At 70.0% G+C, this 23459-nt stretch carries 21 protein-coding genes; 12 read left to right on the forward strand and 9 right to left on the reverse strand.

Annotation, left to right across the window (positions count from 1 at the left end; translation table 11 throughout):
* Window positions 1-500: 500 nt before the first annotated feature.
* Window positions 501-1664, reverse strand: a complete 1164-nt coding sequence (locus ACVHNB_RS11325; protein WP_456227958.1) for a magnesium and cobalt transport protein CorA — start codon at window positions 1662-1664, stop codon at window positions 501-503.
* 110 nt (window positions 1665-1774) lie between these two features.
* On the opposite strand from ACVHNB_RS11325, the gene ACVHNB_RS11330 reads away from it, so the two are divergent.
* Window positions 1775-2887, forward strand: a complete 1113-nt coding sequence (locus ACVHNB_RS11330) for a winged helix DNA-binding domain-containing protein (protein WP_456227959.1) — start codon at window positions 1775-1777, stop codon at window positions 2885-2887.
* Between the two features lie 50 nt (window positions 2888-2937).
* Here ACVHNB_RS11330 and ACVHNB_RS11335 read toward each other — a convergent pair whose 3' ends face one another.
* Together ACVHNB_RS11335 and ACVHNB_RS11340 are read right to left on the reverse strand one after the other, a co-directional pair.
* A complete protein-coding gene (locus tag ACVHNB_RS11335) occupies window positions 2938-3582 on the reverse strand; it encodes a LysE family translocator (protein ID WP_456227960.1) in 645 nt (214 codons plus the stop codon).
* Between the two features lie 145 nt (window positions 3583-3727).
* Window positions 3728-4561, reverse strand: coding sequence for a response regulator transcription factor (locus ACVHNB_RS11340; protein ID WP_428951506.1), 834 nt, complete (start codon window positions 4559-4561; stop codon window positions 3728-3730).
* 129 nt (window positions 4562-4690) lie between these two features.
* Between ACVHNB_RS11340 and ACVHNB_RS11345 the strand changes: the two genes are divergently transcribed.
* Window positions 4691-6382, forward strand: coding sequence for an AMP-binding protein (locus ACVHNB_RS11345; RefSeq protein ID WP_456227961.1), 1692 nt, complete (start codon window positions 4691-4693; stop codon window positions 6380-6382).
* Window positions 6379-7992 carry an AMP-binding protein gene (locus ACVHNB_RS11350; protein ID WP_456227962.1) on the forward strand — a complete coding sequence of 538 codons (1614 nt, stop codon included), beginning with the start codon at window positions 6379-6381 and terminating at the stop codon, window positions 7990-7992. The genes ACVHNB_RS11345 and ACVHNB_RS11350 overlap by 4 nt, the downstream gene beginning before the upstream one ends.
* Before the next feature lie 20 nt (window positions 7993-8012).
* Here ACVHNB_RS11350 and ACVHNB_RS11355 read toward each other — a convergent pair whose 3' ends face one another.
* The gene (locus ACVHNB_RS11355; RefSeq protein ID WP_428951503.1) at window positions 8013-8519 is read right to left on the reverse strand and encodes a GNAT family N-acetyltransferase; all 507 of its coding nucleotides are present in this window, start codon (window positions 8517-8519) and stop codon (window positions 8013-8015) included.
* 26 nt (window positions 8520-8545) lie between these two features.
* Window positions 8546-9238, reverse strand: coding sequence for a hypothetical protein (locus ACVHNB_RS11360; protein ID WP_456227963.1), 693 nt, complete (start codon window positions 9236-9238; stop codon window positions 8546-8548).
* 229 nt (window positions 9239-9467) lie between these two features.
* Between ACVHNB_RS11360 and gcl the strand changes: the two genes are divergently transcribed.
* Window positions 9468-11246 (forward strand): glyoxylate carboligase, encoded by a 1779-nt coding sequence (gcl, locus tag ACVHNB_RS11365; RefSeq protein ID WP_428957494.1) that lies wholly within the window; start codon window positions 9468-9470, stop codon window positions 11244-11246.
* Window positions 11247-11336: 90 nt separating this feature from the next.
* Here gcl and ACVHNB_RS11370 read toward each other — a convergent pair whose 3' ends face one another.
* The 4 genes from ACVHNB_RS11370 to ACVHNB_RS11385 all read right to left on the reverse strand — a co-directional run bounded on the left by ACVHNB_RS11370 (window position 11337) and on the right by ACVHNB_RS11385 (window position 15985).
* On the reverse strand, window positions 11337-12017 hold the full coding sequence (locus tag ACVHNB_RS11370) for a DUF4232 domain-containing protein (RefSeq protein ID WP_456227964.1): 681 nt from the start codon (window positions 12015-12017) through the stop codon (window positions 11337-11339).
* Between the two features lie 517 nt (window positions 12018-12534).
* The gene (locus ACVHNB_RS11375; RefSeq protein WP_428951500.1) at window positions 12535-13992 is read right to left on the reverse strand and encodes a catalase; all 1458 of its coding nucleotides are present in this window, start codon (window positions 13990-13992) and stop codon (window positions 12535-12537) included.
* Window positions 13993-14198: 206 nt separating this feature from the next.
* Window positions 14199-15095, reverse strand: coding sequence for a 2-hydroxy-3-oxopropionate reductase (locus tag ACVHNB_RS11380; RefSeq protein WP_428951499.1), 897 nt, complete (start codon window positions 15093-15095; stop codon window positions 14199-14201).
* 47 nt (window positions 15096-15142) lie between these two features.
* Window positions 15143-15985, reverse strand: coding sequence for a TIM barrel protein (locus ACVHNB_RS11385; protein WP_456227965.1), 843 nt, complete (start codon window positions 15983-15985; stop codon window positions 15143-15145).
* A 169-nt stretch (window positions 15986-16154) separates the two neighbouring features.
* Between ACVHNB_RS11385 and ACVHNB_RS11390 the strand changes: the two genes are divergently transcribed.
* The 8 genes from ACVHNB_RS11390 (at window position 16155) to ACVHNB_RS11425 (ending at window position 23412) form a co-directional block, all read left to right on the forward strand.
* Window positions 16155-16418 carry a hypothetical protein gene (locus tag ACVHNB_RS11390; RefSeq protein WP_428951497.1) on the forward strand — a complete coding sequence of 88 codons (264 nt, stop codon included), beginning with the start codon at window positions 16155-16157 and terminating at the stop codon, window positions 16416-16418.
* A complete protein-coding gene (locus ACVHNB_RS11395) occupies window positions 16415-16783 on the forward strand; it encodes a helix-turn-helix domain-containing protein (RefSeq protein ID WP_428951496.1) in 369 nt (122 codons plus the stop codon). Before ACVHNB_RS11390 ends, ACVHNB_RS11395 begins: the two co-directional genes overlap by 4 nt.
* 149 nt (window positions 16784-16932) lie before the next feature.
* Complete coding sequence (uraD, locus tag ACVHNB_RS11400; RefSeq protein ID WP_428951495.1) at window positions 16933-17448, forward strand: 2-oxo-4-hydroxy-4-carboxy-5-ureidoimidazoline decarboxylase; 516 nt, start codon at window positions 16933-16935, stop codon at window positions 17446-17448.
* Window positions 17448-17837 (forward strand): hydroxyisourate hydrolase, encoded by a 390-nt coding sequence (gene uraH, locus ACVHNB_RS11405; protein WP_428951494.1) that lies wholly within the window; start codon window positions 17448-17450, stop codon window positions 17835-17837. Before uraD ends, uraH begins: the two co-directional genes overlap by 1 nt.
* A 5-nt stretch (window positions 17838-17842) precedes the next feature.
* The gene (pucL, locus tag ACVHNB_RS11410) at window positions 17843-18778 is read left to right on the forward strand and encodes a factor-independent urate hydroxylase (RefSeq protein WP_456227966.1); all 936 of its coding nucleotides are present in this window, start codon (window positions 17843-17845) and stop codon (window positions 18776-18778) included.
* A gap of 84 nt (window positions 18779-18862) precedes the next feature.
* A complete protein-coding gene (locus ACVHNB_RS11415; RefSeq protein WP_428951492.1) occupies window positions 18863-20281 on the forward strand; it encodes a nucleobase:cation symporter-2 family protein in 1419 nt (472 codons plus the stop codon).
* A 45-nt stretch (window positions 20282-20326) separates the two neighbouring features.
* Entirely contained in the window at window positions 20327-21712 is a 1386-nt protein-coding gene (locus ACVHNB_RS11420; RefSeq protein ID WP_428951491.1) for an 8-oxoguanine deaminase, read from the forward strand.
* Window positions 21713-21951: 239 nt separating this feature from the next.
* Window positions 21952-23412, forward strand: a complete 1461-nt coding sequence (locus ACVHNB_RS11425) for a nucleobase:cation symporter-2 family protein (protein ID WP_428951490.1) — start codon at window positions 21952-21954, stop codon at window positions 23410-23412.
* Window positions 23413-23459 lie beyond the last annotated feature (47 nt).

The raw sequence follows: 23459 nt of genomic DNA on the forward strand, positions 1-23459 counted from the left end.
GCGTTTTGACTCTCGTTCCGATGGTGCGTCAGTTGTTTCACCCCTTTTTAGGGGGCTTTCGGGCTTCCTGGGTGCGCCCGCACGCGAGGAAAAGGGAGCCCTCTGGGGTGCGGCGGCTTTTGCCCTGCAATCGGGGATGCTCCGGGGAGTCTGATGGCCCGGCCGCGGTGTCCCATAGGTGATCTCCGGGTCGCTTCTGCTGCCGGGTGTGAATCACACCGAGTTCGGTGTGGGCAGTCGCTCGGCCGACCTCGGCGAACAGGGAGGCCGGGCGGGTGTGCTGCGCCGGTCGGACGACTCGGAGTGACATTCGATTCCCCCCGGATTCTCCCCAGTATCGAGAAGCAGTCAAAAGGCCAGGTCAGAGGCATAGTTCTGGCAGGGCGAGGAGATCACCCGCATCACTTCTCCCCAGGGGCTCCCCAGCGCCCCAAATCGGTGGTTTGTGAAGGAGCCGCAGAAGTAAACCATGTGCGCGGCGCGAGTGGGTCGGTCCCTCTCTAGAGCCAGTCCCGCCGCTTGAAAATAACGTACAAACCGGTACAGACAACCCCCATCAAGCCGATCGCGAAGGGGTATCCGAGGCTCCAGCTCAACTCGGGCATCCGCTCGAAGTTCATGCCGTAGATGGTTCCCACGAGTGTGGGTGCAAAGAGAATTGCGGCCCAAGCCGAAATCTTCTTGATCTCCTCGTTCTGCTCGAAGCCCGCCTCCGCCAGCGCCCGCATCTCCGCGTTCTGCTGCTGGGTCACCAGCGTCGCGTTCACCGTGAGGATGTCGGCGAGTGCCTGGCGGAAGCCGTCGACGCGTTCGCTGGTGTGGGTGACGTGGTCGGCGACGTCGCGCAGGTAGCGCTGGAGTTCCTCGTCCGTGCCGTACTTCGCGAAGCCCGCCATCAGGGCGTGCAGCATGCCGATCAGAGGGCGGGTCGCGCGCTGGAACTCGACAACTTCGCGGGAGAGTTCATAGATACGGCGGGAGACCTCGGGGGCGCCGGAGAAGACCTCCGTCTCGATCTCGTCGATGTCGTTCTGGACGCCGTCGACGACCGGGACGTAGCCGTCGACGACCGCGTCCAGGATCGCGTAGAGGATCGCCTCCGGGCCCAGCTTGAGGAGCTCGGGGCTCGCTTCCATGCGGCGGCGCACGGCCGACAGGTCGGGGGCCGCGCCGTGCCGGACCGTGATGACGAAGTCCGCGCCGACGAAGACGTGCAGCTCCCCGAAGTCGACCTCCTCGGACGCGTCGAGGTAGCGGGCGGCGCGCAGCACGACGAAGAGGGTCTCGCCGTAGCGCTCCAGCTTCGGGCGCTGATGCGCCTCCAGGGCGTCCTCGACCGCGAGCTGGTGCAGGTCGAACTCGGTCGCCAGCGACTTCAGTTCGGCCTCGGTCGGACGGGCCAGACCGATCCAGGCCATGGTCCGAGGATGCGCGTGCAGCTGCCGGTACGTGTCCGTGAGGGTCTCGGGGTTCGCCACGCGCAGCCCGTCCCGGTACAACGCCGTGTGCACGACGCTGTCCATCGACTCCTGCGGCCGTGACGTGTCGGCCGGCGGCGCCGCGGGCGGCTCGGCCGCCGGGTCCGGGGGCGTGCCCCGGCGCCAGGTGTAGCGGCGCGCACCGCCGCGCTGGTTCCTGCCCGGTCGCTCCTGCCGTCGCGGCATCGCCGCCTCCTTCCACCGTCGGCTTCCAGGCAGCGTAACCAGCGAAGGTGGCGTGCCCCGGGAGCCAATCGAGGACAGCATCTGTCCTGGATGCCCGCTACCGTCCTCGTATGACGACGCAGCCGATGACCGTACGCGCCCTGGGCCGGGCCACCCTGCAGCGCCAACTTCTGTTGAGCCGGGCCTCGTTGGGTGTCGAGGAGGCCGTCGCGCACCTCGTCGGGCTCCAGGCGCAGGAGGTCCGGCCGCCGTACGTGACGCTCGCCGCCCGGCTCGACGGATTCACGCCCGGGGCGCTGTCCGAGGCCCTGGCCGAGCGGCGCGCGGCCCGCCTCGTCACGATGCGGTCCACGATCCATCTGCACACCGCCGAGGACTGCATGACGCTGCGTCCCCTCGTGCAGCCCGCGCGGGACCGGGAGCTGCACATGTTCCGCAAGGGGCTCGCCGGGGTGGACCTGACGCGGCTGTGCGCGCTGACCCGGGAGTACGTCGAGCAGGAGCCCCGCACCCCGAAGGAGCTGCGGGAGCTGCTCCTGAAGGAGTGGCCCGACGCCGACCCGCAGTCCCTCTCGGTCGCCGCCCGCTGCTCGCTGCCGCTCGTCCAGGTCACCCCGCGCGGGCTGTGGCGGCGCAGCGGCGGGGTCCGGCTGACCACCGCCGAGCACTGGCTGGACCGGAAGCCCGAGGAGACACCCACACCCGACGCGACCGTGCTGCGCTACCTCGGCGCCTTCGGACCCGCCTCCGTGCGGGACTTCCAGCAGTGGGCGGGGCTGACCCGCACCAAGGAGGCCTTCGAGCGGCTGCGGCCCCGGCTCGTGACGTTCCGCGACGAGCACGGCGTCGAGCTGTTCGACCTGCCCGACGCGCCCCGCCCCGACGAGGACACCCCGGCACCGCCGCGGCTCCTCGCCGAGTACGACAACCTGCTGCTCTCGCACGCCGACCGCACCCGGGTCGTCCGGGACGCCGACCGGGCCCGCACTTGGCAGGGGAACCGGGCCTACTCCACGTTCCTCGTCGACGGCACGCTCGCCGGGCTGTGGGCCCTCAAGGAGGGCGGGCAGGGGAGTGCCGAAGGCAGCTCCCTCACCCTGGAGCCCTTCCGCGACCTCACCCGTGCCCAGCGCGACGAACTCGTCGCCGAGGCGGAGCGCACCGCCGCTGTCCTGGAGGCACCCGGCGCGGTCACCGTGGACTTCGGCACCGTACGGCGGTAGGGCCGGCCCGGCGGATCAGGTCGCCGCGGCCCCGCCGCGGCCCACGGCCGTCAGTCCGCCCGGCCCGTCGCCGCGACCGTCACGCCCAGACCGATCAGCGCGAAGCCGCCCGTCCCGCCGATCAGCGACAGGCGCCGGTCCGAGCGCGCGAACCAGGAGCGCGCCGCGGACGCCGTCAGCCCCCACAGCGTGTCCGTGACCAGGCCGATGGAGATCGGCACCAGCCCCAGCAGCAGCATCTGCGCGGGCAGCCGGCCCGCGTCGTGGTTCACGAACTGCGGCAGCACCGCCGCGAAGAACACGATGCCCTTCGGATTCGTGACGCCCACCAGCACGCCGTCGAGCACGGTCCGCAGATCGCCGCGCGCCGGTCCGGCCGGACCACGTATGTCGGCCGCCTTCATCGCGTGCCGGTGCCGGAACGCCTGGATGCCCAGAAAGACGAGATACGCGGCGCCCGCCAGCTTCACCGCGAGGAACAGCCCGGCCGAGCGCTCCACCAGAGAGCCGAGGCCGAGCGCCACCGCCACCACCAGCAGGTACGAGCCGACGACATTGCCGAGCGCCGTCGCCACCGCCGTGCGCCGCCCGTGCGCGAGCGCCCGGCCGATCACGAACAGCACGCTCGGGCCCGGAATCACGATCACCAGCAGCGACATCGCCGCGAACGCCAGGAACCGTTCCGTCGACACCATGGACCTCACCCCCACGCCATTGAAGACCAGAAGCCATTCAAGACCAGACGTCATTCAAGACAGACGTCATTCAGGACCAGAAGCCATTGAAGACCATCCCACCGACCATCGGGTCCTGAAGGCCTCGCCCGGGCCACCGGAACGGCTACGGCAGCAGCCCCGCCCGTCGCGCCGCCACCACGGCCTCGCCCCGCGTGTGCGCCCCCAGCTTCCGCATGGCGGACCGCAGATAGCCCTTGACCGTCTCCGGGCGCAGGCCGAGCCGCTCGGCCGCCACCGCGTTCGTCGCGCCCGCCGCCACGCACGCCAGGACGTCCACCTCGCGCGGCGCGAGCACCACCGCGGCCTCCCGGGCCGGCGGCGCCGTCGCCGACGCCAGCCGGCCGCACACCGCCAGGAGCTCGGCGCGCAGCGCCGGGTCGACGATCCGCGGAGCCAGTGCCCGCAGCGCCCCGTGCGCCTCCCGGACCTCCTCCCACGCCCCGGCGCCCTCGGCCACCGGCGCGCTCGCCGCCGCCAGCAACGTCCGGGCCTCGTCCCGCACCACCAGCGCCTGCTCCACGTCACGGGCCGCCATCACCGCAGCGTTCAACGCCCGGTCGCCCAGCGGCTGGGCCGAACGCAGCGCCCCGTACAGCACCCCGCGCACCCGGCGGCGTACGACCACGGGAACCGCGAGGACCGAGCGCAGCCCCTCGGCCGCCACGGCGGCGTCGTACTCGTGGCTGATGTGCCGCGAGTCCTGGTAGTCGGTGACCGCGCAGGCCCTGGCCAGGGTGAGGGCCTTGCCGCCCAGCCCGTTGCCCGCCGCCACCGCGAGGCCGCGCAGCGCGTTCGTCGACGCGCCGCTCAGCTCGGCGATCCGTACCTGGCCCGCGCTCGGGGTGAGCCCGCCGAACGCCACGGGCAGGCCCGTGCCCCGGCGCAGCCGCACCAGCGCGGCGCGCATCTCGACCGCCTCTGCGGCTTCTGCGGTCACCCTCGATCTCCTCGCCGTGCTCCGTTCACCCCCGTTCGGGGGTGGTGAGACCTGCGTCACGGACTACACGATGGCAGACACGGTCCGCAATGACGCGGGTGCGGGACAAGAAGGATTCCAGGAGCGCACATGACGACGCCGAACGGCCCCACGCAGCAGTTCCGCACGGCCCGTGACTTCCTGCTGCAGCACGCCCAGGACTACGAGACGGCGTACGAGGGCTTCGCCTGGCCCCGGCCCGACCGGTTCAACTGGGCCCTCGACTGGTTCGACGTCATCGCCGAGGGCAACGAGCGGACCGCGCTGCACATCGTCGAGGAGGACGGCCGCGAGATCACCCTCTCGTTCGCCGAGATGTCGCTGCGCTCGGACCAGGTCGCCAACTGGCTGCGCGCCCGGGGCGTACGGGCGGGCGACCGGGTGCTGCTGATGCTCGGCAACCAGCAGGAACTGTGGATGACCATGCTCGCCGCGATGAAACTGCGCGCGGTCGTCATCCCGGCGACGCCGCTGCTGGGCCCGGAGGACCTGCGGGACCGGATCGAGCGGGGCCGCGCCGCCCACGTCATCGTGCGCACGGAGGACACGGCCAAGTTCGACGGCGTGTCCGGCGACTACACTCGGATCGCCGTCAAGCCGGCGGGCGCGGACCCCGTCCCCGGCTGGCTGGACTTCGACGACGCCTTCGGCGCGGCCGCCGCCTTCGAGCCCGACGGGGTCACGCTCGCCGACGACCCGCTGCTGCTGTACTTCACGTCCGGCACGACGGCCCGCCCCAAGCTCGTCGAGCACACCCATGTCTCCTACCCTGTCGGCCACTTGGCGACGATGTTCTGGATCGGCCTGCGCCCCGGCGACGTCCACCTGAACATCTCCTCGCCCGGCTGGGCCAAGCACGCCTGGTCGAACTTCTTCGCGCCGTGGAACGCCGAGGCGACCGTCTTCCTCTACAACTACACGCGCTTCGACGCGGGCAAGCTGATGGCCGCGATGGACCGAGCGGGCGTCACGTCGTTCTGCGCGCCGCCCACCGTGTGGCGCATGCTCATCCAGGCCGACCTCACCCAACTGGCCACGCCGCCACGGGAAGTGGTCGCCGCCGGAGAGCCGCTCAACCCCGAGGTCATCGAGCAGGTCAAGCGCTCCTGGGGCATCACCATCCGGGACGGCTTCGGGCAGACCGAGACGGCCGTGCAGGTCTCCAACAGCCCCGGCCAGCTGCTCAAGCCGGGCTCCATGGGCCGCCCCAGCCCCGGCTTCAAGGTGGAGCTGCTCGACCCGGTCACCGGTGAACCCGGCGCGGACGAGGGAGAGATCAGCCTCGACCTCGCCGCCCACCCCGTCGGTCTGATGGTCGGCTACCACGGAGACCCGGAGCGCACGGCCGAGGCGATGGCGGGCGGCTACTACCGCACCGGCGACATCGGATCCCGGGACGCCGACGGCTACCTGACGTACGTGGGCCGGTCCGACGACGTCTTCAAGGCCAGCGACTACAAGATCAGTCCCTTCGAGCTGGAGAGCGCGCTCCTGGAGCACGAGGCGGTCGCCGAGGCGGCGGTCGTGCCCGCGCCCGACACGCTCCGGCTCGCCGTCCCCAAGGCGTACGTCGTGCTCGCCGAAGGGTTCGAACCCGGCCCGGACACCGCCAAGTTGCTCTTCGAGCACTCCCGGGCCGTCCTCGCCCCGTACAAGCGGCTGCGCCGCATCGAGTTCGCCGAGCTGCCCAAGACGGTCTCCGGCAAGATCCGCCGCATCGAGCTGCGCGAGCGCACCGCGCAGGGTTCCACCGCCGAGTACCGCGAGGAGGACTTCCGGTGACCACCGAGCTCTCGTACGCCCACGGCACCAGCGCCACCCCGCTCCTCGGCGACACCATCGGCGGCAACCTCCAGCGGGCCGTCGAGGCCTGGCCGGACCGGGAGGCCCTCGTCGACGTGCCGAGCGGACGACGCTGGACGTACGCCCAATTCGGCGCGGCGGTGGCGGAGTTGGCGCGCGGACTGCTCGCGCGCGGCGTCGCCAAGGGGGACCGCGTCGGCATCTGGGCGGTGAACTGCCCCGAGTGGGTCCTCGTCCAGTACGCGACGGCCCGCATCGGCGCCATCATGGTCAACATCAACCCGGCCTACCGCGCCCACGAGCTGGCGTACGTGCTGAAGCAGTCGGGCATCTCCGTGCTGATCTCGTCGACCGGGCACAAGGGCACCGACTACCGGGCGCTGGTCGGGGAAGTCGCCCCGGACTGCCCGCAGCTGCGCGAGCGCGTCTTCATCGGCGAGGAGAGCTGGGACGCCCTCGTCGCGGCCGCGTCGGCCGTCACGGACGACCGACTCGCGGCCCTGGAAGCCGAGTTGTCGTGCGACGACCCGGTCAACATCCAGTACACCTCCGGCACCACCGGCTTCCCGAAGGGCGCCACGCTCTCCCACCACAACATCCTCAACAACGGCTACTGGGTGGGCGAGACCGTCGGCTACAGCGAACAGGACCGCGTGTGCCTGCCCGTGCCCTTCTACCACTGCTTCGGCATGGTCATGGGAAACCTGGGGGCCACCACGCACGGCGCCTGCATCGTCATCCCCGCCCCCTCCTTCGAGCCGGCGACGACCCTGCGCGCCGTCCAGCAGGAGCGGTGCACGTCCCTGTACGGCGTGCCGACGATGTTCATCGCCGAGCTGAACCTGCCGGACTTCGCCTCGTACGACCTGTCGTCGCTGCGCACCGGCATCATGGCCGGCTCCCCGTGTCCCGCCGAGGTGATGAAGCGGGTCGTCGCCGAGATGCACATGGCCGAGGTGTCCATCTGCTACGGCATGACCGAGACCTCGCCCGTCTCGCTGCAGACCCGCCGCGACGACGACCTGGAACGCCGCACCGGCACCGTCGGCCGGGTCCTGCCGCACATCGAGGTCAAGGTGATCGACCCGGTCACCGGGGTGACCCTGCCCCGCGGCGAGCCCGGCGAGCTGTGCACCCGCGGCTACAGCGTGATGCTGGGCTACTGGGGCGAGCCGGAGAAGACCGCCGAGGCCGTCGACGCCGGGCGGTGGATGCACACCGGGGACCTCGCGGTGCTGCGCGAGGACGGCTACGCGCAGATCGTCGGCCGCATCAAGGACATGATCATCCGAGGCGGCGAGAACATCTACCCGCGCGAGATCGAGGAGTTCCTCTACGGGCACCCGAAGATCGCCGACGTGCAGGTGGTGGGCGTGCCGCACGAGAAGTACGGGGAAGAGGTCCTGGCCTGCGTGATCCTGCGCGATCCGGCCGCCGGCCTCACCCTCGACGAGCTGCGCGCCTACTGCGACGAGCGGCTCGCGCGCTACAAGGTGCCGAGCCGTCTGCGGATCCTCGACTCTTTCCCGATGACGGTCAGTGGAAAAGTCCGGAAGGTGGAACTCCGCCAAGGGTACGGCGAGTTGTAGGACGTGAGAGGGAGCGGCCGCTACAGCTCACGACGCATACAGACCCTGGGCCACCGGTCCAGGCCGTGCTCAGCCTCCGCCGCGCGGATGTCGCGCAGCCCGGGGGTGAGGGCGGCCTCGGGAAGCCGGCGGAAGCCGAGACGCTCGTAGTAGGGGGCGTTCCACGGCACGTCGGCGAAGCTGGTCAGGGTGAGACCGGCCCGGCCCTGGTCGCGCGCGCAGTCGGCGGCGTACGCGATCAGGGCCCGGCCCATTCCCCGGCGGGCGGCGTCCGGATGCACGGTGACCTGCTCGATGTGGAAGGCGCCGTCGACCACCTCGCCGACGAGATACGCGGCCACCGTCCCGTCCTCCGCCACGGCGACCCAGGCGTGTCCCGCGCGCCGGTAGCGCTCCAGCTCCTCGACGGCGGGCGGCTCGTCATCGGCGACGGCGTCCATGCCCAGCGTGCGGAAGACGGCGCCCGCGGCGACCTCGATCTCCTGGAGGCGGGGCAGTTCGGCCGCGGTGGCGTTGCGAATGATCATCGGGCCAGTATCGCGGAGGGCTCCGCTCAGGCCCCGCTCGCGATCAGTTCGTCCGCGGGGCTGTTCACCGGCTGCGGCACCCCGGCGAGATCGAGGACGAACAGCGGGACGCCCAGTTCGTCCGCCCGGGCGGGGGCCCCGTCCGTGTACCCGGCGAGCGAGAAGAGCACGCAGGCCGCCGACTCCGTCATCGACTGGAGCCACAGGCACTCCACGTCGCGCACCGTCGCGGGCCGTACCGACGGCTCGACCTGGGCGACGACTCCGCGCGCGGCGAGGCCGATCCCGGACGACGGACGCTGGTCGGCACGCCGTACGTCGCGGTAGCCGAGCCAGCCCAGATACAGCGCGGCCGCGGTCACCGCGTCGCGCGCGGTGCGGATGGGGACGGGCTGGAACGCGGGCCGCGGCGCGGGCGCCGTCCGCGGCAGCGGTATGTGGGACGGAGCGGGGGCCTGGTCGCTCTGGACCGGGACGCGCAGCAGGGTGCCGCAGTCGCAGCCCAGTTCCGGCCGGGGCCAGCGGTCGTGGCGCCCGCACATGGGGCAGCGCAGCGTGACCCAGTCGTCGGCCCAGGTGCGGGCTCTGACCGGCTCGGGCTCGGCGCCCCGCAGCAGCGGCGGGGCGACAGGGGCACCGCATGCGCAGGGCAGCACCGCGGGCGCGTAGAGGTGCTCCCGCCGACAGGCCGGACACCGAACGCGCACTGGCTCTGCCATGCCACACCCCCCTGGGCCCCGCGATGCCGGATCGACGTGAGTCTCATCATCCACCTTGACGGCCTCCGAGACCCCCCTCTACATTGCTTCCATATAGCAGAACATACTTTCCGCATTATGGAAGTACGGAATTCAGAGCTCGCCGCGGGGCGCGACGGGAGCGCGAATCCGACAGCCGGACACAGACGTACTCAGTCACAGCAGAAGTCGGGAGCACCTCATGGCTCGAATGACCGCCGCCCGCGCGGCCGTTGAGATCCTCAAGCGCGAAGGCGTCAGCAACGCGTTCGGCGTGCCCGGTGCCGCCATCAACCCCTTCTACAAGGAGCTCAAGGCGAGCGGCGGCATCGACCACACGCTCGCCCGCCACGTCGAGGGCGCCTCGCACATGGCCGAGGGCTACACCCGTGCCAACCCGGGCAACATCGGGGTGTGCATCGGTACGTCCGGCCCGGCCGGCACCGACATGATCACCGGCCTGTACTCCGCCATCGGTGACTCCATCCCGATCCTGTGCATCACGGGCCAGGCGCCCACGCACCTGATCCACAAGGAGGACTTCCAGGCCGTCGACATCTCCTCGATCGCCAAGCCGGTCGCGAAGATGGCGGTCACGGTCCTGGAGGCCGCGCAGGTCCCCGGCGTCTTCCAGCAGGCGTTCCACCTGATGCGCTCGGGCCGTCCCGGGCCGGTCCTCATCGACCTGCCGATCGACGTCCAGCAGACCGAGATCGAGTTCGACCCGGAGACGTACGAGCCGCTGCCGGTCTACAAGCCGGCCGCGACCCGCGCCCAGATCGAGAAGGCGATCGGCCTCCTCCTGGAGTCCGAGCGGCCGCTGATCGTCGCGGGCGGCGGCATCATCAACGCCGACGCGAGCGACCTGCTGGTCGAGTTCGCCGAGATCACGAACACGCCCGTCGTGCCGACCCTCATGGGCTGGGGCACCATCCCGGACGACCACGACCTGAACGCGGGCATGGTCGGACAGCAGACCGGCCACCGCTACGGCAACGCCACGTTCCTGGAGTCGGACTTCGTCCTCGGCATCGGCAACCGCTGGGCCAACCGCCACACCGGCTACAAGCTCGACGTCTACCGCGGCGAGCGGAAGTTCGTGCACGTCGACATCGAGCCGACCCAGATCGGCAAGATCTTCGCGCCGGACTACGGGATCACCTCCGACGCCAAGGTCGCCCTCGAACTCTTCGTCGAGGTCGCCAAGGAGCTGAAGGCCGAGGGCAAGCTGCCCGACCGCGGCGCCTGGGTCGCCTCGCACCTGGAGCGCAAGGAGACCCTCCTGCGCCGTACGCACTTCGACGACATCCCCATGAAGCCGCAGCGCGTCTACGAGGAGATGAACAAGGCGTTCGGCAAGGACACCCGGTACGTCACGACGATCGGCCTCTCGCAGATCGCCGGCGCCCAGATGCTGCACGTCTACAAGCCGCGCCACTGGATCAACTGCGGCCAGGCCGGCCCGCTCGGCTGGACCATCCCGGCCGCGCTCGGCGTCGCCAAGGCCGACCCGGACACCCAGGTCGTCGCCCTCTCCGGCGACTACGACTTCCAGTTCATGATCGAGGAGCTGGCGGTCGGCGCGCAGCACCGCATCCCGTACGTGCACGTCCTGGTGAACAACGCCTACCTGGGCCTGATCCGCCAGGCCCAGATCGGCCTCGACATCAACTTCCAGGTCAACCTGGAGTTCGAGAACCAGAACAGCCCCGAGCTCGGCGTCTACGGCGTCGACCACGTCAAGGTCGCCGAGGGCCTGGGCTGCAAGGCGATCCGGGTCACCGACCCGAACGAGCTGGGCGAGGCCCTGGAGCGGGCCAAGAAGCTCGCCCAGGACCACCAGGTCCCCGTCGTCGTCGAGGCGATCCTGGAGCGCATCACGAACATCTCGATGAGCCCCACCGCCGACATCAGCGCGGTCAAGGAGTTCGAGGAGATCGCGACGGAGCCGGGCCACGCGCCCACGTCGATCCGTCCGCTGAAGGTCTGACCCGACCCACGCGAAAGAAGGGGGCGGGCCACCGGTTCATCGAACCGGTGGCCCGCCCCCTTTTCTTCTTGTGCCGTCGGCCCCGGCCGCCTACCGCATCAGAATCCGCTCGATCTCCTGCCGCTCGAGGTTCCAGTACGTGACATGGGGGTGCGGCCCGACGTTGGCGCCGCCCGAGGGCGCCCGGACGTCGAGCGCGGCCACATCGCGGTTGCTGCCCGGCGCGCGGTCCTGGTAGCCGATGCCGAACTGCTCCACGGCGTTGCCGGTCCGCTCGCCCGCCCGGAAGAGGTGCACCCCCGCGTACGCCTTCTGGTGCGGTGCGAGCGTCGCGAGCGCCCGCGGCTCGCTGCCGAGCGAGGGGACCGGCACGTCGGAGTCGCGGAAGTACACGTACGGGTAGTGGTAGAGCGTGCAGGTCCTGCCGGTGACGTTGGTGGCCGTGATCAGCATGTTCTGGCCCGAGTCCATCCGCCAGTACGACGTGCTGATCGACAGGTCCGGGTCGGAGCAGGCGGGGCTCGCGGAGGCGGGCGTGCCGGCCGGGCTCGTGCCCGGCGCGGAGGAGCCCGTGGGGGCGGCGGACGCGGACGGCGCGGCGGAGGCCGACGGAGCGGCGGAGGAGGCCGTGGGCGACGGTGCCGCGGAGGTGGCGCTGCCGTTCGCCCCGTCGCGCGTGTCGTCCGGGCCGCAGGCCGCGGTGGACAGGAGCGCGACGACGGCCACGGCTTCCAGCAGGCAGGTTCTCCAGGTCTTGCGGGCAGCATGCATGGTGGTCCCCCGTACGGTCAGTGGATGGCCCCGGTCTCGCCGGCCAGCGGGATTCTGCCCGGCGGGCTCGCCGAATCCCGCCCGCGCACAGGACTGTTACCGATCAGGGACGCCTCTGTGCAGGTGCGCCCCGGGGCATGCCGAAAGCCCCGGGTACGGACCGTCGTACCCGGGGCTGGTTCGGGAGGTTGCTGCCGTCCGACGGCACGCGACTGGCGATACATGCATGCGCGCCGCCGGACGGATTCCGTTGTCCCGTCAGGGAGTTGGCTGGGACCGCGGCGGCTGTCGTGCTCTGCGACAGCTCCTCGGACCGCCCTTCCTCAGGTCGAAAGGGGGGCCGGGGAACCTTCACCACCGCACTGGCTCGCACGAGCACGGGCCGCCGCGGTCCTCGTCCTCCCGCGCCCACCGGCAGACCACCCCTCATCCGGGTCGTGCCAGTGGTGCGGGCTTGTGCGTACGGAGCTGACCTCCCGTCAAACCCCGTACGCAGTATGGGGGTTATCTCGAAGGGCTAGTCCTCGCGCAGGGCGCGGACCGCCTCCTCCACGCGCTTGCCGTAGTCGGCGTCGGCGGCGTGGAAGTGGGCGAGGTTCTTCTCCACGATGTCGTCGCGCGAGACCTGGGAGAGACCGCCGGCGATGTTCGCCACCAGACGCCCCTTCTCGTCCTCCGACATCAGGCGGTACAGCTCGCCCGCCTGGAAGAAGTCGTCGTCCTTGGTGTGGGCCGGGGCCTCGTGCGTCCCCGTGTAACCGGAGACGGCGAGCGGCGCGGCGAGCGCGCGGCCGGTCTCGACGGGGCCGTCGAAGGAGTTCGGCTCGTAGTTCTTGCGGCTGCGGGCGTAGGCGTTGGCGGCCATGACGCCGTCGCGGCCGTAGTTGTCGGCCTTGGTCGCCTTCGGCGCGTTCACCGCGAGCTGGGTGTGGTTGACGCCCAGGCGGTAGCGGTGCGCGTCCGCGTAGGCGAACAGCCGGCCCTGGAGCATCTTGTCCGGCGACGGGCCGATGCCCGGCACGAAGTTGTTCGGCGAGAACGCGGCCTGCTCGACCTCGGCGAAGACGTTGTCCGGGTTGCGGTCGAGGACCAGGCGGCCCACGCGCTGCAGCGGGTAGTCCTTGTGCGGCCACACCTTGGTGAGGTCGAACGGGTTGAAGCGGTAGTCCGCCACCTCGGCCGCCGGCATGATCTGCACGTACAGCGTCCAGGACGGGTTCACACCGCGCTCGATGGCCTGCAGCAGGTCCGTCTGGTGCGAGTTGGCGTCCTTGCCCGCGAGCTCGGCGCCCTGCTCGGCCGAGAGGCAGCGGATGCCCTGGTTCGTCTTGAAGTGGTACTTCACGAAGAAGGCTTCGCCCTGCTCGTTCGTCCACTGGTAGGTGTGCGAGCCGTAGCCGTTCATGTGGCGGTACGACGCGGGGATGCCGCGGTCGCCCATCAGCCAGGTGATCTGGTGCGTGGCCTCGGGGGCGTGCGCCCAGAAGTCCCAGACGTTCTCCGGCTCCTGCTTGCCCGTGAACGGGTCGCGCTTCTGGGAGTGGATGAAGTCGGGGAACTTCAGCGGGTCCTTGATGAAGAACACCGGGGTGTTGTTGCCGACGAGGTCGTAGTTGCCCTCTTCGGTGTAGAACTTCACCGCGAAGCCGCGCGGGTCACGGACGGCGTCCGCGCCACCGAGGTTGTCGGCCACGGTCGAGAAGCGCAGGAAGAGCTCGGTGCGCTTGCCGATCGTGGAGAGGAAGTCGGCGTACGTGTAGTCGGTGACGTCGTCGGTCACCTCGAAGTAGCCGTACGCGCCGGAGCCACGGGCGTGCACCACGCGCTCCGGGATGCGCTCGCGGTTGAAGCGGGCGAGCTTCTCCAGGAGGTGCTGGTCCTGGAGCAGGATCGGGCCGCCCACGCCTGCGGTGGCGGAGTTCTGGTTGTCGGCGACAGGGGCGCCGGACTCGGTCGTGAGCACACGCTTCGGCATTATTCGAGGCGACCTTCCGTGCAGTGGCTGCTGACTGTGTGGGGGAGCGTAAGGACCCCTGAACTGCTGCGTCAACAGTTTGTTGAAGTTATGGGCGTACTTCTTTCAACTTTTTGTTGAAAGGAAAGCATGGGTTCCGGGCCGCGGCGACGCCTGGGCGCGACAGGACAGGTGTCAGCGCCGCCGCGGCCCGGAAGTCTCGAGGGTCAGGCCACCTGGTTGCCGGAGAGGCGCTCGACCGAGCGCAGCAGCGCGGAGTGGTCCAGGCCGCCGTCGCCCTGGGCGCGCAGCGAGGCGACCAGCTGGGCGACCACGCCGCCGACGGGCAGGGCCGCGCCGACGTTGCGGGCGGCGTCGGTGACGATGCCCATGTCCTTGTGGTGCAGGTCGATGCGGAAGCCCGGCTTGAAGTCCCGGTTCAGGAAGTTGTCCTTCTTGCGGGTCAGCACGGTGGAGCCGGCGAGCCCGCCGTTGAGGACGTCGAGCGCGGCCTTCAGGTCCACGCCGGACTTCTCCAGGAAGACCACGGCCTCGGCGCACGCCTGGATGTTCACGGCGACGATCAGCTGGTTGGCGGCCTTCACGGTCTGGCCCGAGCCGTGCGGACCGCACAGCACGATGGTCTTGCCGAGGGCCTCCAGGAGCGGCTTGGCCTCGTCGAAGTCGGCCTGCTCACCGCCGACCATGATGGACAGCACGGCCTCGATGGCGCCGGCCTCGCCGCCGGAGACGGGGGCGTCCAGGACGCGGATGCCCTTCTCCTTGCCGGCCGCGGCCAGGTCGACCGAGGTCTGCGGGGTGATCGACGACATGTCGACGATCAGGGCGCCCGACTTCGCGTTCTCCAGGATGCCCTCGGGGCCGTAGGAGATCGCCTCGACCTGCGGGGAGGCCGGGACCATGGTGACGATCACGTCGGCGTCCCGGACGGCGTCGGCGATCGACTTCACGGCCGTGCCGCCGGCGGCGGCCAGGCGGTCCAGCTTGTCCTGCTCCAGGGTGAAGCCCGTGACGTCGTAACCGGCCTTGATCAGGTTCTCCGCCATGGGCGAACCCATGATGCCGAGACCGATCCACGCGACCTTGGGGAGGTTGTTGCTCATGAGGGTGACTCCAAAAGCTCTGGTACGTCGATGGGGTGGCGCGCGGTTCAGTGACGCGCGGCGCGGGCCTCGTGCGGCAGCCAGCCGAAGGACTCGGCGCTCGGGGCGTCGCCCGGCTTGTACTCCAGGCCCACGTAGCCCTCGTAACCGGCCTTCTTGAGCTGGTCGAGGAGCTCTTCGAGCGGCAGCGAGCCGGTGCCCGGCGCACCGCGGCCCGGGTTGTCGGCGATCTGCACGTGCGCGGTCTTGTCGGCGTAGGCGCTGATGACGCCCGGCAGGTCCTCGCCGTTCATGGACAGGTGGTACAGGTCCATGAGGAACTTGGCGTTGCCGAGGCCGGTCGCCGCGTTCACCTTGTCCACGATCTCGATCGCCTTGGGGGCGCTCACGATCGGGCAGGCGGGCGACTCCGGCTTGTTCAGCGCCTCGATCAGGAGCACGGCGCCGACGCGGTCGGCCGCGCGGGCCGCCAGCACCAGGTTCTCCAGGGCGAGTTCGTCCTGGACGGCCGGGTCCACGCCCTCCACGCGGTTGCCGTACAGCGCGTTCAGTGCCGTGCAGCCGAGGGACTGCGCGAAGTCGGCCGCGATGTCGAGGTTGGCGCGGAACTTCTCGCTCTCCTCGCCGGGGACCGACAGGGCGCCCCGGTCCGGTCCCGGCAGCCGGCCGGCGTAGAAGTTCAGCCCGGTCAGCTGGACGCCGGCGTCCTTGATCGCGTCACGCAGGGCGTCGAGCTCGGACTGCTCGGGGACAGGGGCGTCGACCCAGGGCCACCACAGCTCGACCGCGGTGAAGCCGGCCGCGGCGGCGGCCGCGGGACGCTCCAGGAGCGGGAGTTCCGTGAAGAGGATCGACAGGTTGACGTTGAAGCGCTGGTCTGCGAATCCCATCGGGGTCGGCGCTCCCTTCTGGTTCGTGTTCCGCATGGTCTAGCTCCGCGTTGCTGTCTAGTTCCGTATTGCGGAAGTTCGTTTCTGCTTGATGGAAGGTTGCCTGCGATCCGGGGGAGCTGTCAAGAGGGGCTGCCGGAAAAACGCCGATCGGGATTAGGTTGGCCCCGTGCGATTGAGAGTGGAGTTCACGACCGAACCCTTCGACCTCGACGAGGCGCCGCCCCATGCGGTCGTCGCCCGGGACGTCGTCCAGGGGGCCGACCTGGACGCGGTCGACGTCGGCCCGTTCGGCAACACCGCCGAAGGGGAGGCCGGCCGCGTGCTCACCGCGGTCGACGCGCTGCTGCGGCAGGCACTGGAGGCGGGGGCCACCCGGGTCTCGCTCCAGGTGAACGTGATCGACGGTGAGTCGGGGGAGGGGGATAAGTGACCGGTCTGGGGGACGAGCCCTTCGTCCGGGCGGTCAAGCCGCTCGTCGACGCCATGGGGGCCGAGATGCTGCCGCCGAGCGAGGCGGCCAAGGACGACGTCGTGCTGAGCTGGGAGGGCGCCGAGGTGATAGCCGTGCGGTTGCCCCAGCTGGCCGACTCGCTCGATCACATTCTGGCCGCCATGGAGCGCAAGGAGGGCAAACCCCTCGCCGAGCTCGACCGCAAGGAGAAGCAGGAGGTCGTCCGCGTGCTGGAGGCGCGCGGCGCGTTCTCCGTGCGGCACGGGGTGGAAACCGTGGCCGGGGCGCTCGGGGTTTCCCGATTCACCGTGTACAACTACCTCAACCGCGAGAAGGCCACCTGACCTGCGGTGACTCCGTGGTCACCGAACCGCCGTCCGGATACCGGACGGCGGTTTTTGTAACTCCAAGTTTTCAACAAAGTGTTGACGCGGTGTTTCCGAGGGCGTTAGCTATCCGCAGCCCGTCCAGCACAAGGCCACGGAGGCACCCCGTGACTTCAGGTACGACACCGGGTCTCACCCGGTTCAACACCTCGGACGAGAGCACGGCCCAGGCCGAGCTCCACGAGGTGTGTGCTTCATCGGCGTGGGGGAGCAAGCTCCTCGCCCAGCGCCCCTTCGCCACCACCGAGTCCCTCTTCGGGGCCAGCGACGCCGCGATGGCCGAGCTCACCGCCGAGGACCTCGCCGAGGCGATGGCGGGGCACCCGCCGATCGGCCGCCCGAAGCCCGGCGACCCGACCTCGTCGCGCGAGCAGCGCGGCATGGCGGGGGCCTCCGAGGAGCTCAAGGCGGAGATGCTCGAACAGAACCTGGCCTACCAGGACCGGTTCGGACATGTCTTCCTCATCTGCGCCACCGGCGCGAGCGCGGAGCAGATGCTCGCCGCGCTCAGGACGCGGATCGGCAACACGCCCGAACAGGAGCGGGAGATCGTCCGCACCGAACTGGGCAAGATCAACCGCATCCGCCTCACCCGCCTCGTAGAAGAAGGGGACAACGCCTGATGAGCACCGAGACCACAGCGTCGGTGTCCACGCACATCCTGGACACCAGCATCGGACGCCCCGCCGAGGGCGTCGTCATCTCCCTTGCGGCGCGCGCCGGTTCGGGCGCCGCGTGGGTGGCGCTCGGCGGTTCGGCGACCGATGCGGACGGGCGCTGCAAGGACCTCCCGGCCCTGCCGGAGGGAACCACCCACGTCCGTCTCGACTTCGAGACGGAGGCGTATTTCGACAAGAAGCAAGCCGATGCGCAGCAGGACGCCCCCGCGAATCGGGACAGCGACACGTTCTTCCCGGAGGTGGCGATCACGTTCGCCGTCAAGCCGGGCGAGCACTACCACGTGCCGCTGCTGCTCAACCCGTTCGGCTACTCCGTTTACCGAGGGAGCTAGCAGACATGCCTACGATTCTGGGATCGAACCAGTACGGCAAGGCGGAGAACCGCGTTGTCAAGATCACGCGGGACGGCGACACCCACCACATCAAGGACCTGAACGTCTCGGTCGCGCTCAGCGGTGACCTCGACGACGTCCACCTGACCGGGTCGAACGCCAACTGCCTGCCGACCGACACCACCAAGAACACCTGCTTCGCCTTCGCCAAGGAAGTCGGCATCGAGTCCGCCGAGCAGTACGGCATCGCTCTCGCCCGGCACTTCGTCGACAGCCAGCCGTCCATCCACCGGGCGCGCATCCGCATCGAGGAGTACTCCTGGGAGCGCATCGCCGGCTCCGACGCGGGCTCCAACTTCATCGGCGCCGACGAGGTCCAGCACTCCTTCGTCCGCAAGGGCCAGGAGACGCGCCTGGTGCAGGTCACGTACGACGGCGAGAAGTTCGAAGTCCTGTCCGGGCTCAAGGACCTGACCGTGATGAACACCACGAACTCCGAGTTCTGGGGCTACATCAAGGACAAGTACACGACGCTCCAGGAGGACTACGACCGCATCCTCGCCACGTCCCTGTCGACGTGGTGGCGGCACAGCTGGACGGGCGAGAACGACCAGCGCACGCCCCACTGGAACAAGTCGTACGAGCAGGCCAAGAAGCACATCCTCCAGGCCTTCGTCGAGACGTACTCGCTCTCGCTGCAGCAGACCCTCTTCCAGATGGGTTCGCGCGTCATCAACAACCGCAGCGAGATCGACGAGATCCGCTTCTCCGCCCCGAACAAGCACCACTTCCGACAGGACCTGTCGCCCTTCGGCCTGGACAACGAGGCGAAGGACGGTGCCGTGTACTGGGCCGCCGACCGCCCCTACGGCCTGATCGAGGCCACGATCCTGCGGGACGGCGCCGAGCAGCGCATCCCGGTCGACATGACCAACCTCTGACGCCTCGTGCGTAGTTGACGCGGTCGCGCACCCCCGTCCACCCGCAGTCGGCGGGGGTGCGCCGCACCGGAGGGAACATAAGCAATGGCAGTGCCAGCAAAGGGGCCGGCAAAAGCTGAGGGCCCGTGTTCTGATTCGACCGGCCCATCGGAGAGCACCGAAGCGGTGCACCCGGTGGACGAAAAGCTCCACGTCTCGCGGCTCGTCCCCGCCGCACTCCAGCACATCGCCGCCATGTACGCGGGCGTCGTCACCCCTCCGCTCATCATCGGCCAGGCCGTCCGCCTGGACACCGCGGGCCAGACCCGGTTGATCGCCGCGTCCCTGCTCATCGCGGGCGTGGCCACCCTGCTCCAGACCCTCGGCGTCAAGGGCTTCGTCGGCAACCGGCTGCCCTTCGTCAACGCCGCCTCCTCGGCCGGTATCGCACCGATGCTCGCGATCGCCGAGACCAACGCCAGAGGCGACCAACTCCCCGCCATCTACGGGGCGGTGATGGTCGCGGGCGTCTTCTGCCTCGCCATCGGCCCGTTCTTCGGCCGGCTCCTGCGCTTCTTCCCGCCGCTGGTCACCGGCGTCGTCATCACCCTGATCGGCGTGACCCTGATGCCCGTGCCCGTCGGCTGGGCCCAGGGCGGCGACAAGACCGCCGCCGACTACGGCGACATGCGCTATCTCGCGCTCGCCGCGTTCACCCTCGTCGTGATCCTGCTGATCCAGCGCTTCGGCAAGGGCTTCGTCAAGCAAGTCGCGCTGCTCTTCGGCCTGTTGATCGGCACACTCGCTGCGATCCCGTTCGGCATGGCGGACTTCAGCTCCATCAAGTCCGCGCCCGTGGCCGCGCTCCCGACGCCGTTCGCCTTCGGCACACCGGAGTTCCAGCCCGCCGCCATCATCTCGCTCTGCCTCGTCATGCTCGTCCTGATGACCGAGTCGTCGGCCGGCATGCTCGCCATCGGCGAGATCTGCGAACGCGACTGCACCGGGAAGACCATCACGCGCGGCCTGCGCACCGACGGCATCGCCACCTTCATCGGGCCGGTCTTCGGCGGCTTCCCGACCTCGGCCTTCGCGCAGAACGTCGGCGTCGTCTCCCTGACCAAGGTGCGCAGCCGCTACGTCGTCGCCGTCGCGGGCGGCGCCCTCCTCGTCCTCGGCATCTTCCCGATGCTCGGCGCGGTCGTCTCCCTGGTCCCCATGCCGGTCCTGGGCGGCGCGGGCATCGTCCTGTTCGGCTCCATCGCCGTCAGCGGCATCCGCACCCTCTCCGAAGCGGGCCTCGACGACAGCTCCAACATCATCCTGGTGGCCGTCTCGCTCGGCGCGGGCATCATCCCGCTGGCCGCGCCCACCTTCTACGCCGACTTCCCCGCCTGGGCGCAGACCGTGCTCGGCTCCGGCATCAGCGCCGGCGCGCTCGTCGCCGTCTCGCTGAACCTCTTCTTCCACCATCTCGGCACCCGCGGCAGCGCCAACGCCGCCGCGGCACTCAAATCCTCCTAGGGTCCTGCCGTGCCCAATCGCCACTCACGAAATGAAGGAAGCACCATGGCACCTTCTACGGCAGACCGCATCGTCATCGAGAACGTCGCCATCGCGACGGTCGACGCGAACGACACCGAGTACGCCTCCGGGTACATCGTCGTCGCGGGCAACAAGATCGAGTCCATCGGCGCGGGCAAGGCGCCCGAGGGCCTGGAGAACGTCGTGCGCCGCATCGACGGCACCGGCCACCTCGCCACGCCCGGCCTGGTCAACACGCACCACCACTTCTACCAGTGGATCACCCGGGGCCTGGCCACGGACCACAACCTGTTCAACTGGCTGGTGGCGCTGTACCCGACCTGGGCGCGCATCGACGAGCAGATGACGTACGCGGCGGCGCAGGGCTCCCTCGCGATGATGGCCCGCGGCGGCGTCACCACCGCCATGGACCACCACTACGTGTTCCCGCAAGGGTCGGGCGACCTCTCCGGGTCGATCATCCGCGCCGCCTCCGAGATGGGCGTGCGCTTCACCCTGGCCCGCGGCTCCATGGACCGCAGCGAGAAGGACGGCGGCCTGCCGCCGGACTTCGCCGTCGAGACCCTCGAAGGCGCGCTCGCCGCGACCGAGGAGACGGTGAAGAAGCACCACGACTCCTCCTTCGACGCGATGACGCAGGTGGCCGTCGCCCCCTGTTCACCGTTCTCCGTCTCCACCGAACTCCTCAAGCAGGGCGCCGAGTTGGCGCGCAGCCTGGGCGTACGGCTGCACACCCACGGCAGCGAGACGGTCGAGGAGGAGAAGTTCTGCCACGAGCTGTTCGGCATGGGCCCGACCGACTACTTCGAGTCGACGGGCTGGCTCGGCGAGGACGTGTGGATGGCGCACAGCGTCCACATGAACGACTCCGACATCGCCGCGTTCGGCCGGACGAAGACGGGCGTGGCCCACTGCCCGTCCTCCAACGCCCGCCTCGCGGCCGGCATCGCCCGCGTCCCCGACATGCTCGCCGCCGGTGTCCCGGTCGGCCTGGGCGTCGACGGCACCGCGTCGAACGAGTCGGGCGAGCTGCACACCGAGCTCCGCAACGCCCTGCTCATCAACCGCCTCGGCGCCCACCGCGAGGCCGCCCTGAACGCCCGTCAGGCCCTGCGCCTGGGCACGTACGGCGGCGCGCAGGTGCTCGGCCGCGCGACCCAGATCGGGTCGCTGGAGGCCGGCAAGCTCGCCGACCTGGTCCTGTGGAAGCTGGACACCCTGGCCCACTCGTCCATCGCCGACCCGGTCACCGCGCTCGTCTTCGGCGCGGCCGCCCCGGTCACCCTCTCCCTCGTCAACGGCAAGCCGGTCGTGGAGGACAGCCGCCTCCTGCATGTCGACGAGGACGCCATCGCCCGCTCCACGCGGGACGAGGCGCAGCGCCTGGCGCGGATCGCCGCGCAGGCGTAACACCCCCTGGAACTCCGGCCGGGGAGGACGGTCCCCGGCCGGACCCGAGCAGCCGAGCGGGCTGCTCGGGTGCCGCCCCGGAACGTGGCCCGAAGCTTCACGTTCCCGGGGCGGTCAGCACTGCCTGGGCGCACCACCACAACTCCATATCGAGTTCGACAGCACGACCTTGCACCACCTCCCAGAAGCGAAAAGTGCCGGCGGCTCGCCGGGGCTGGAAAACAACCGGAGGAGCCGCAGTGGCGACGAAGCCCAGGTTCACCAAGCAAGGCACCACCCCCGCCGAGTCCACCGAGGGCACCGCGGGGCACACCAAACATCCGGTCGACGAGACGCTGCCCCCGCTGAAGATGGCGACGACGGGTCTGCAGCACGTGGCGGCGATGTACGCGGGCGTGGTCGCACCCCCGCTGATCGTCGGCGCGTACATAGGCCTCTCGGCGAAGGAACTCACCTTCCTCACCGGCGCCTGCCTCTTCACGGCGGGTCTCGCGACCTTCCTCCAGACGCTCGGCATCTGGAAGATCGGCGCCCGGCTGCCCTTCGTGAACGGTGTGACGTTCGCGGGCGTGGCCCCGATGCTCGCCGTCGTCGACTCGACGAAGGACAAGGACGACGCGCTCCCGATCATCTTCGGGGCGGTGATCGTCGCGGGCGTCCTCGGATTCATCGCGGCCCCCTTCTTCTCGAAGGCGATCCGTTTCTTCCCGCCGGTCGTCACCGGCACCGTCATCACGCTCATCGGCATCTCCCTGATGCCGGTCGCGTTCGGCTGGGCACAGGGCCCCGACGCCAAGGCGTCGGACTACGGCTCCATGAAGAACCTGGCCCTCGCCGGCGTGACCCTCGTGATCGTGCTGCTGCTGCGCCGGTTCACGACCGGGTTCGTCAAGCAGATCGCGGTCCTGCTCGGCCTGGTCATCGGCACCGTCGTCGCGATCCCCTTCGGTGTCACCGACTTCTCGCCGATCGGCGACGCGGACGTCGTCGGCTTCCCGACCCCGTTCCACTTCGGCGCACCGCAGTTCGCCGGAGCGGCCATCGTCTCGATGATCGTCGTCATGGTCGTGTCGATGACGGAGTCGACGGCCGACATGCTGGCGCTCGGCGAGATCGTCGACCGCCCGGCCGACGAGAAGACGATCGCGGCCGGCCTGCGCGCCGACACCCTCGGCACGGCGATCAGCCCGGTCTTCAACGGCTTCATGTGCAGCGCCTTCGCCCAGAACATCGGCCTGGTGGCGATGACGAAGATCCGCAGCCGGTTCGTGGTCGCGGTCGGCGGCGGCTTCCTCGTCCTGATGGGTCTGTGCCCGATGGCCGCGTCGCTGATCGCGGTCGTGCCCCGCCCGGTGCTCGGCGGCGCGGGCGTCGTGCTCTTCGGATCGGTCGCGGCCAGCGGCATCCAGACCCTGGTCAAGGCGGGCCTGGACAAGGACAACAACGTCCTCATCGTCGCGGTCTCGCTCGCCGTGGGCCTGATCCCCATCGCGGCGCCGGAGTTCTACCACGCCTTCCCGGAGCGCGCGAAGATCATCCTGGACTCGGGTATCTCGACGGGCTGTGTCGCGGCCGTCCTCCTCAACCTCGTCTTCAACCACATCGGGCGGGGCAGGGAAGCGGACGACGTGACGGCGCCGATGGAGTCCGGCGGGGCCATCGCCGACCAGCGGAGGAGCTCCGCGGCCGGGGTCCACTGACGGCCGGCCGCATCGGGTGCGGCGGGTGCCGGAGCGGGGGAAGACCG

Source organism: Streptomyces sp. YJ-C3 (genome assembly GCF_053891275.1).

What these genes read in the sequence shown, in the direction of transcription:
- ACVHNB_RS11325 (WP_456227958.1), bottom strand. Translation starts at nt 1,664, where the DNA reads ATGCCGCGACGGCAGGAGCGACCGGGCAGGAACCAGCGCGGCGGTGCG.
- ACVHNB_RS11330 (WP_456227959.1), top strand. Translation starts at nt 1,775, where the DNA reads ATGACGACGCAGCCGATGACCGTACGCGCCCTGGGCCGGGCCACCCTG.
- ACVHNB_RS11335 (WP_456227960.1), bottom strand. Translation starts at nt 3,582, where the DNA reads ATGGTGTCGACGGAACGGTTCCTGGCGTTCGCGGCGATGTCGCTGCTG.
- ACVHNB_RS11345 (WP_456227961.1), top strand. Translation starts at nt 4,691, where the DNA reads ATGACGACGCCGAACGGCCCCACGCAGCAGTTCCGCACGGCCCGTGAC.
- ACVHNB_RS11355 (WP_428951503.1), bottom strand. Translation starts at nt 8,519, where the DNA reads ATGATCATTCGCAACGCCACCGCGGCCGAACTGCCCCGCCTCCAGGAG.
- ACVHNB_RS11360 (WP_456227963.1), bottom strand. Translation starts at nt 9,238, where the DNA reads ATGGCAGAGCCAGTGCGCGTTCGGTGTCCGGCCTGTCGGCGGGAGCAC.
- gcl (WP_428957494.1), top strand. Translation starts at nt 9,468, where the DNA reads ATGACCGCCGCCCGCGCGGCCGTTGAGATCCTCAAGCGCGAAGGCGTC.
- ACVHNB_RS11370 (WP_456227964.1), bottom strand. Translation starts at nt 12,017, where the DNA reads ATGCATGCTGCCCGCAAGACCTGGAGAACCTGCCTGCTGGAAGCCGTG.
- ACVHNB_RS11375 (WP_428951500.1), bottom strand. Translation starts at nt 13,992, where the DNA reads ATGCCGAAGCGTGTGCTCACGACCGAGTCCGGCGCCCCTGTCGCCGAC.
- ACVHNB_RS11380 (WP_428951499.1), bottom strand. Translation starts at nt 15,095, where the DNA reads ATGAGCAACAACCTCCCCAAGGTCGCGTGGATCGGTCTCGGCATCATG.
- ACVHNB_RS11385 (WP_456227965.1), bottom strand. Translation starts at nt 15,985, where the DNA reads ATGGGATTCGCAGACCAGCGCTTCAACGTCAACCTGTCGATCCTCTTC.
- uraH (WP_428951494.1), top strand. Translation starts at nt 17,448, where the DNA reads ATGAGCACCGAGACCACAGCGTCGGTGTCCACGCACATCCTGGACACC.
- pucL (WP_456227966.1), top strand. Translation starts at nt 17,843, where the DNA reads ATGCCTACGATTCTGGGATCGAACCAGTACGGCAAGGCGGAGAACCGC.
- ACVHNB_RS11415 (WP_428951492.1), top strand. Translation starts at nt 18,863, where the DNA reads ATGGCAGTGCCAGCAAAGGGGCCGGCAAAAGCTGAGGGCCCGTGTTCT.
- ACVHNB_RS11420 (WP_428951491.1), top strand. Translation starts at nt 20,327, where the DNA reads ATGGCACCTTCTACGGCAGACCGCATCGTCATCGAGAACGTCGCCATC.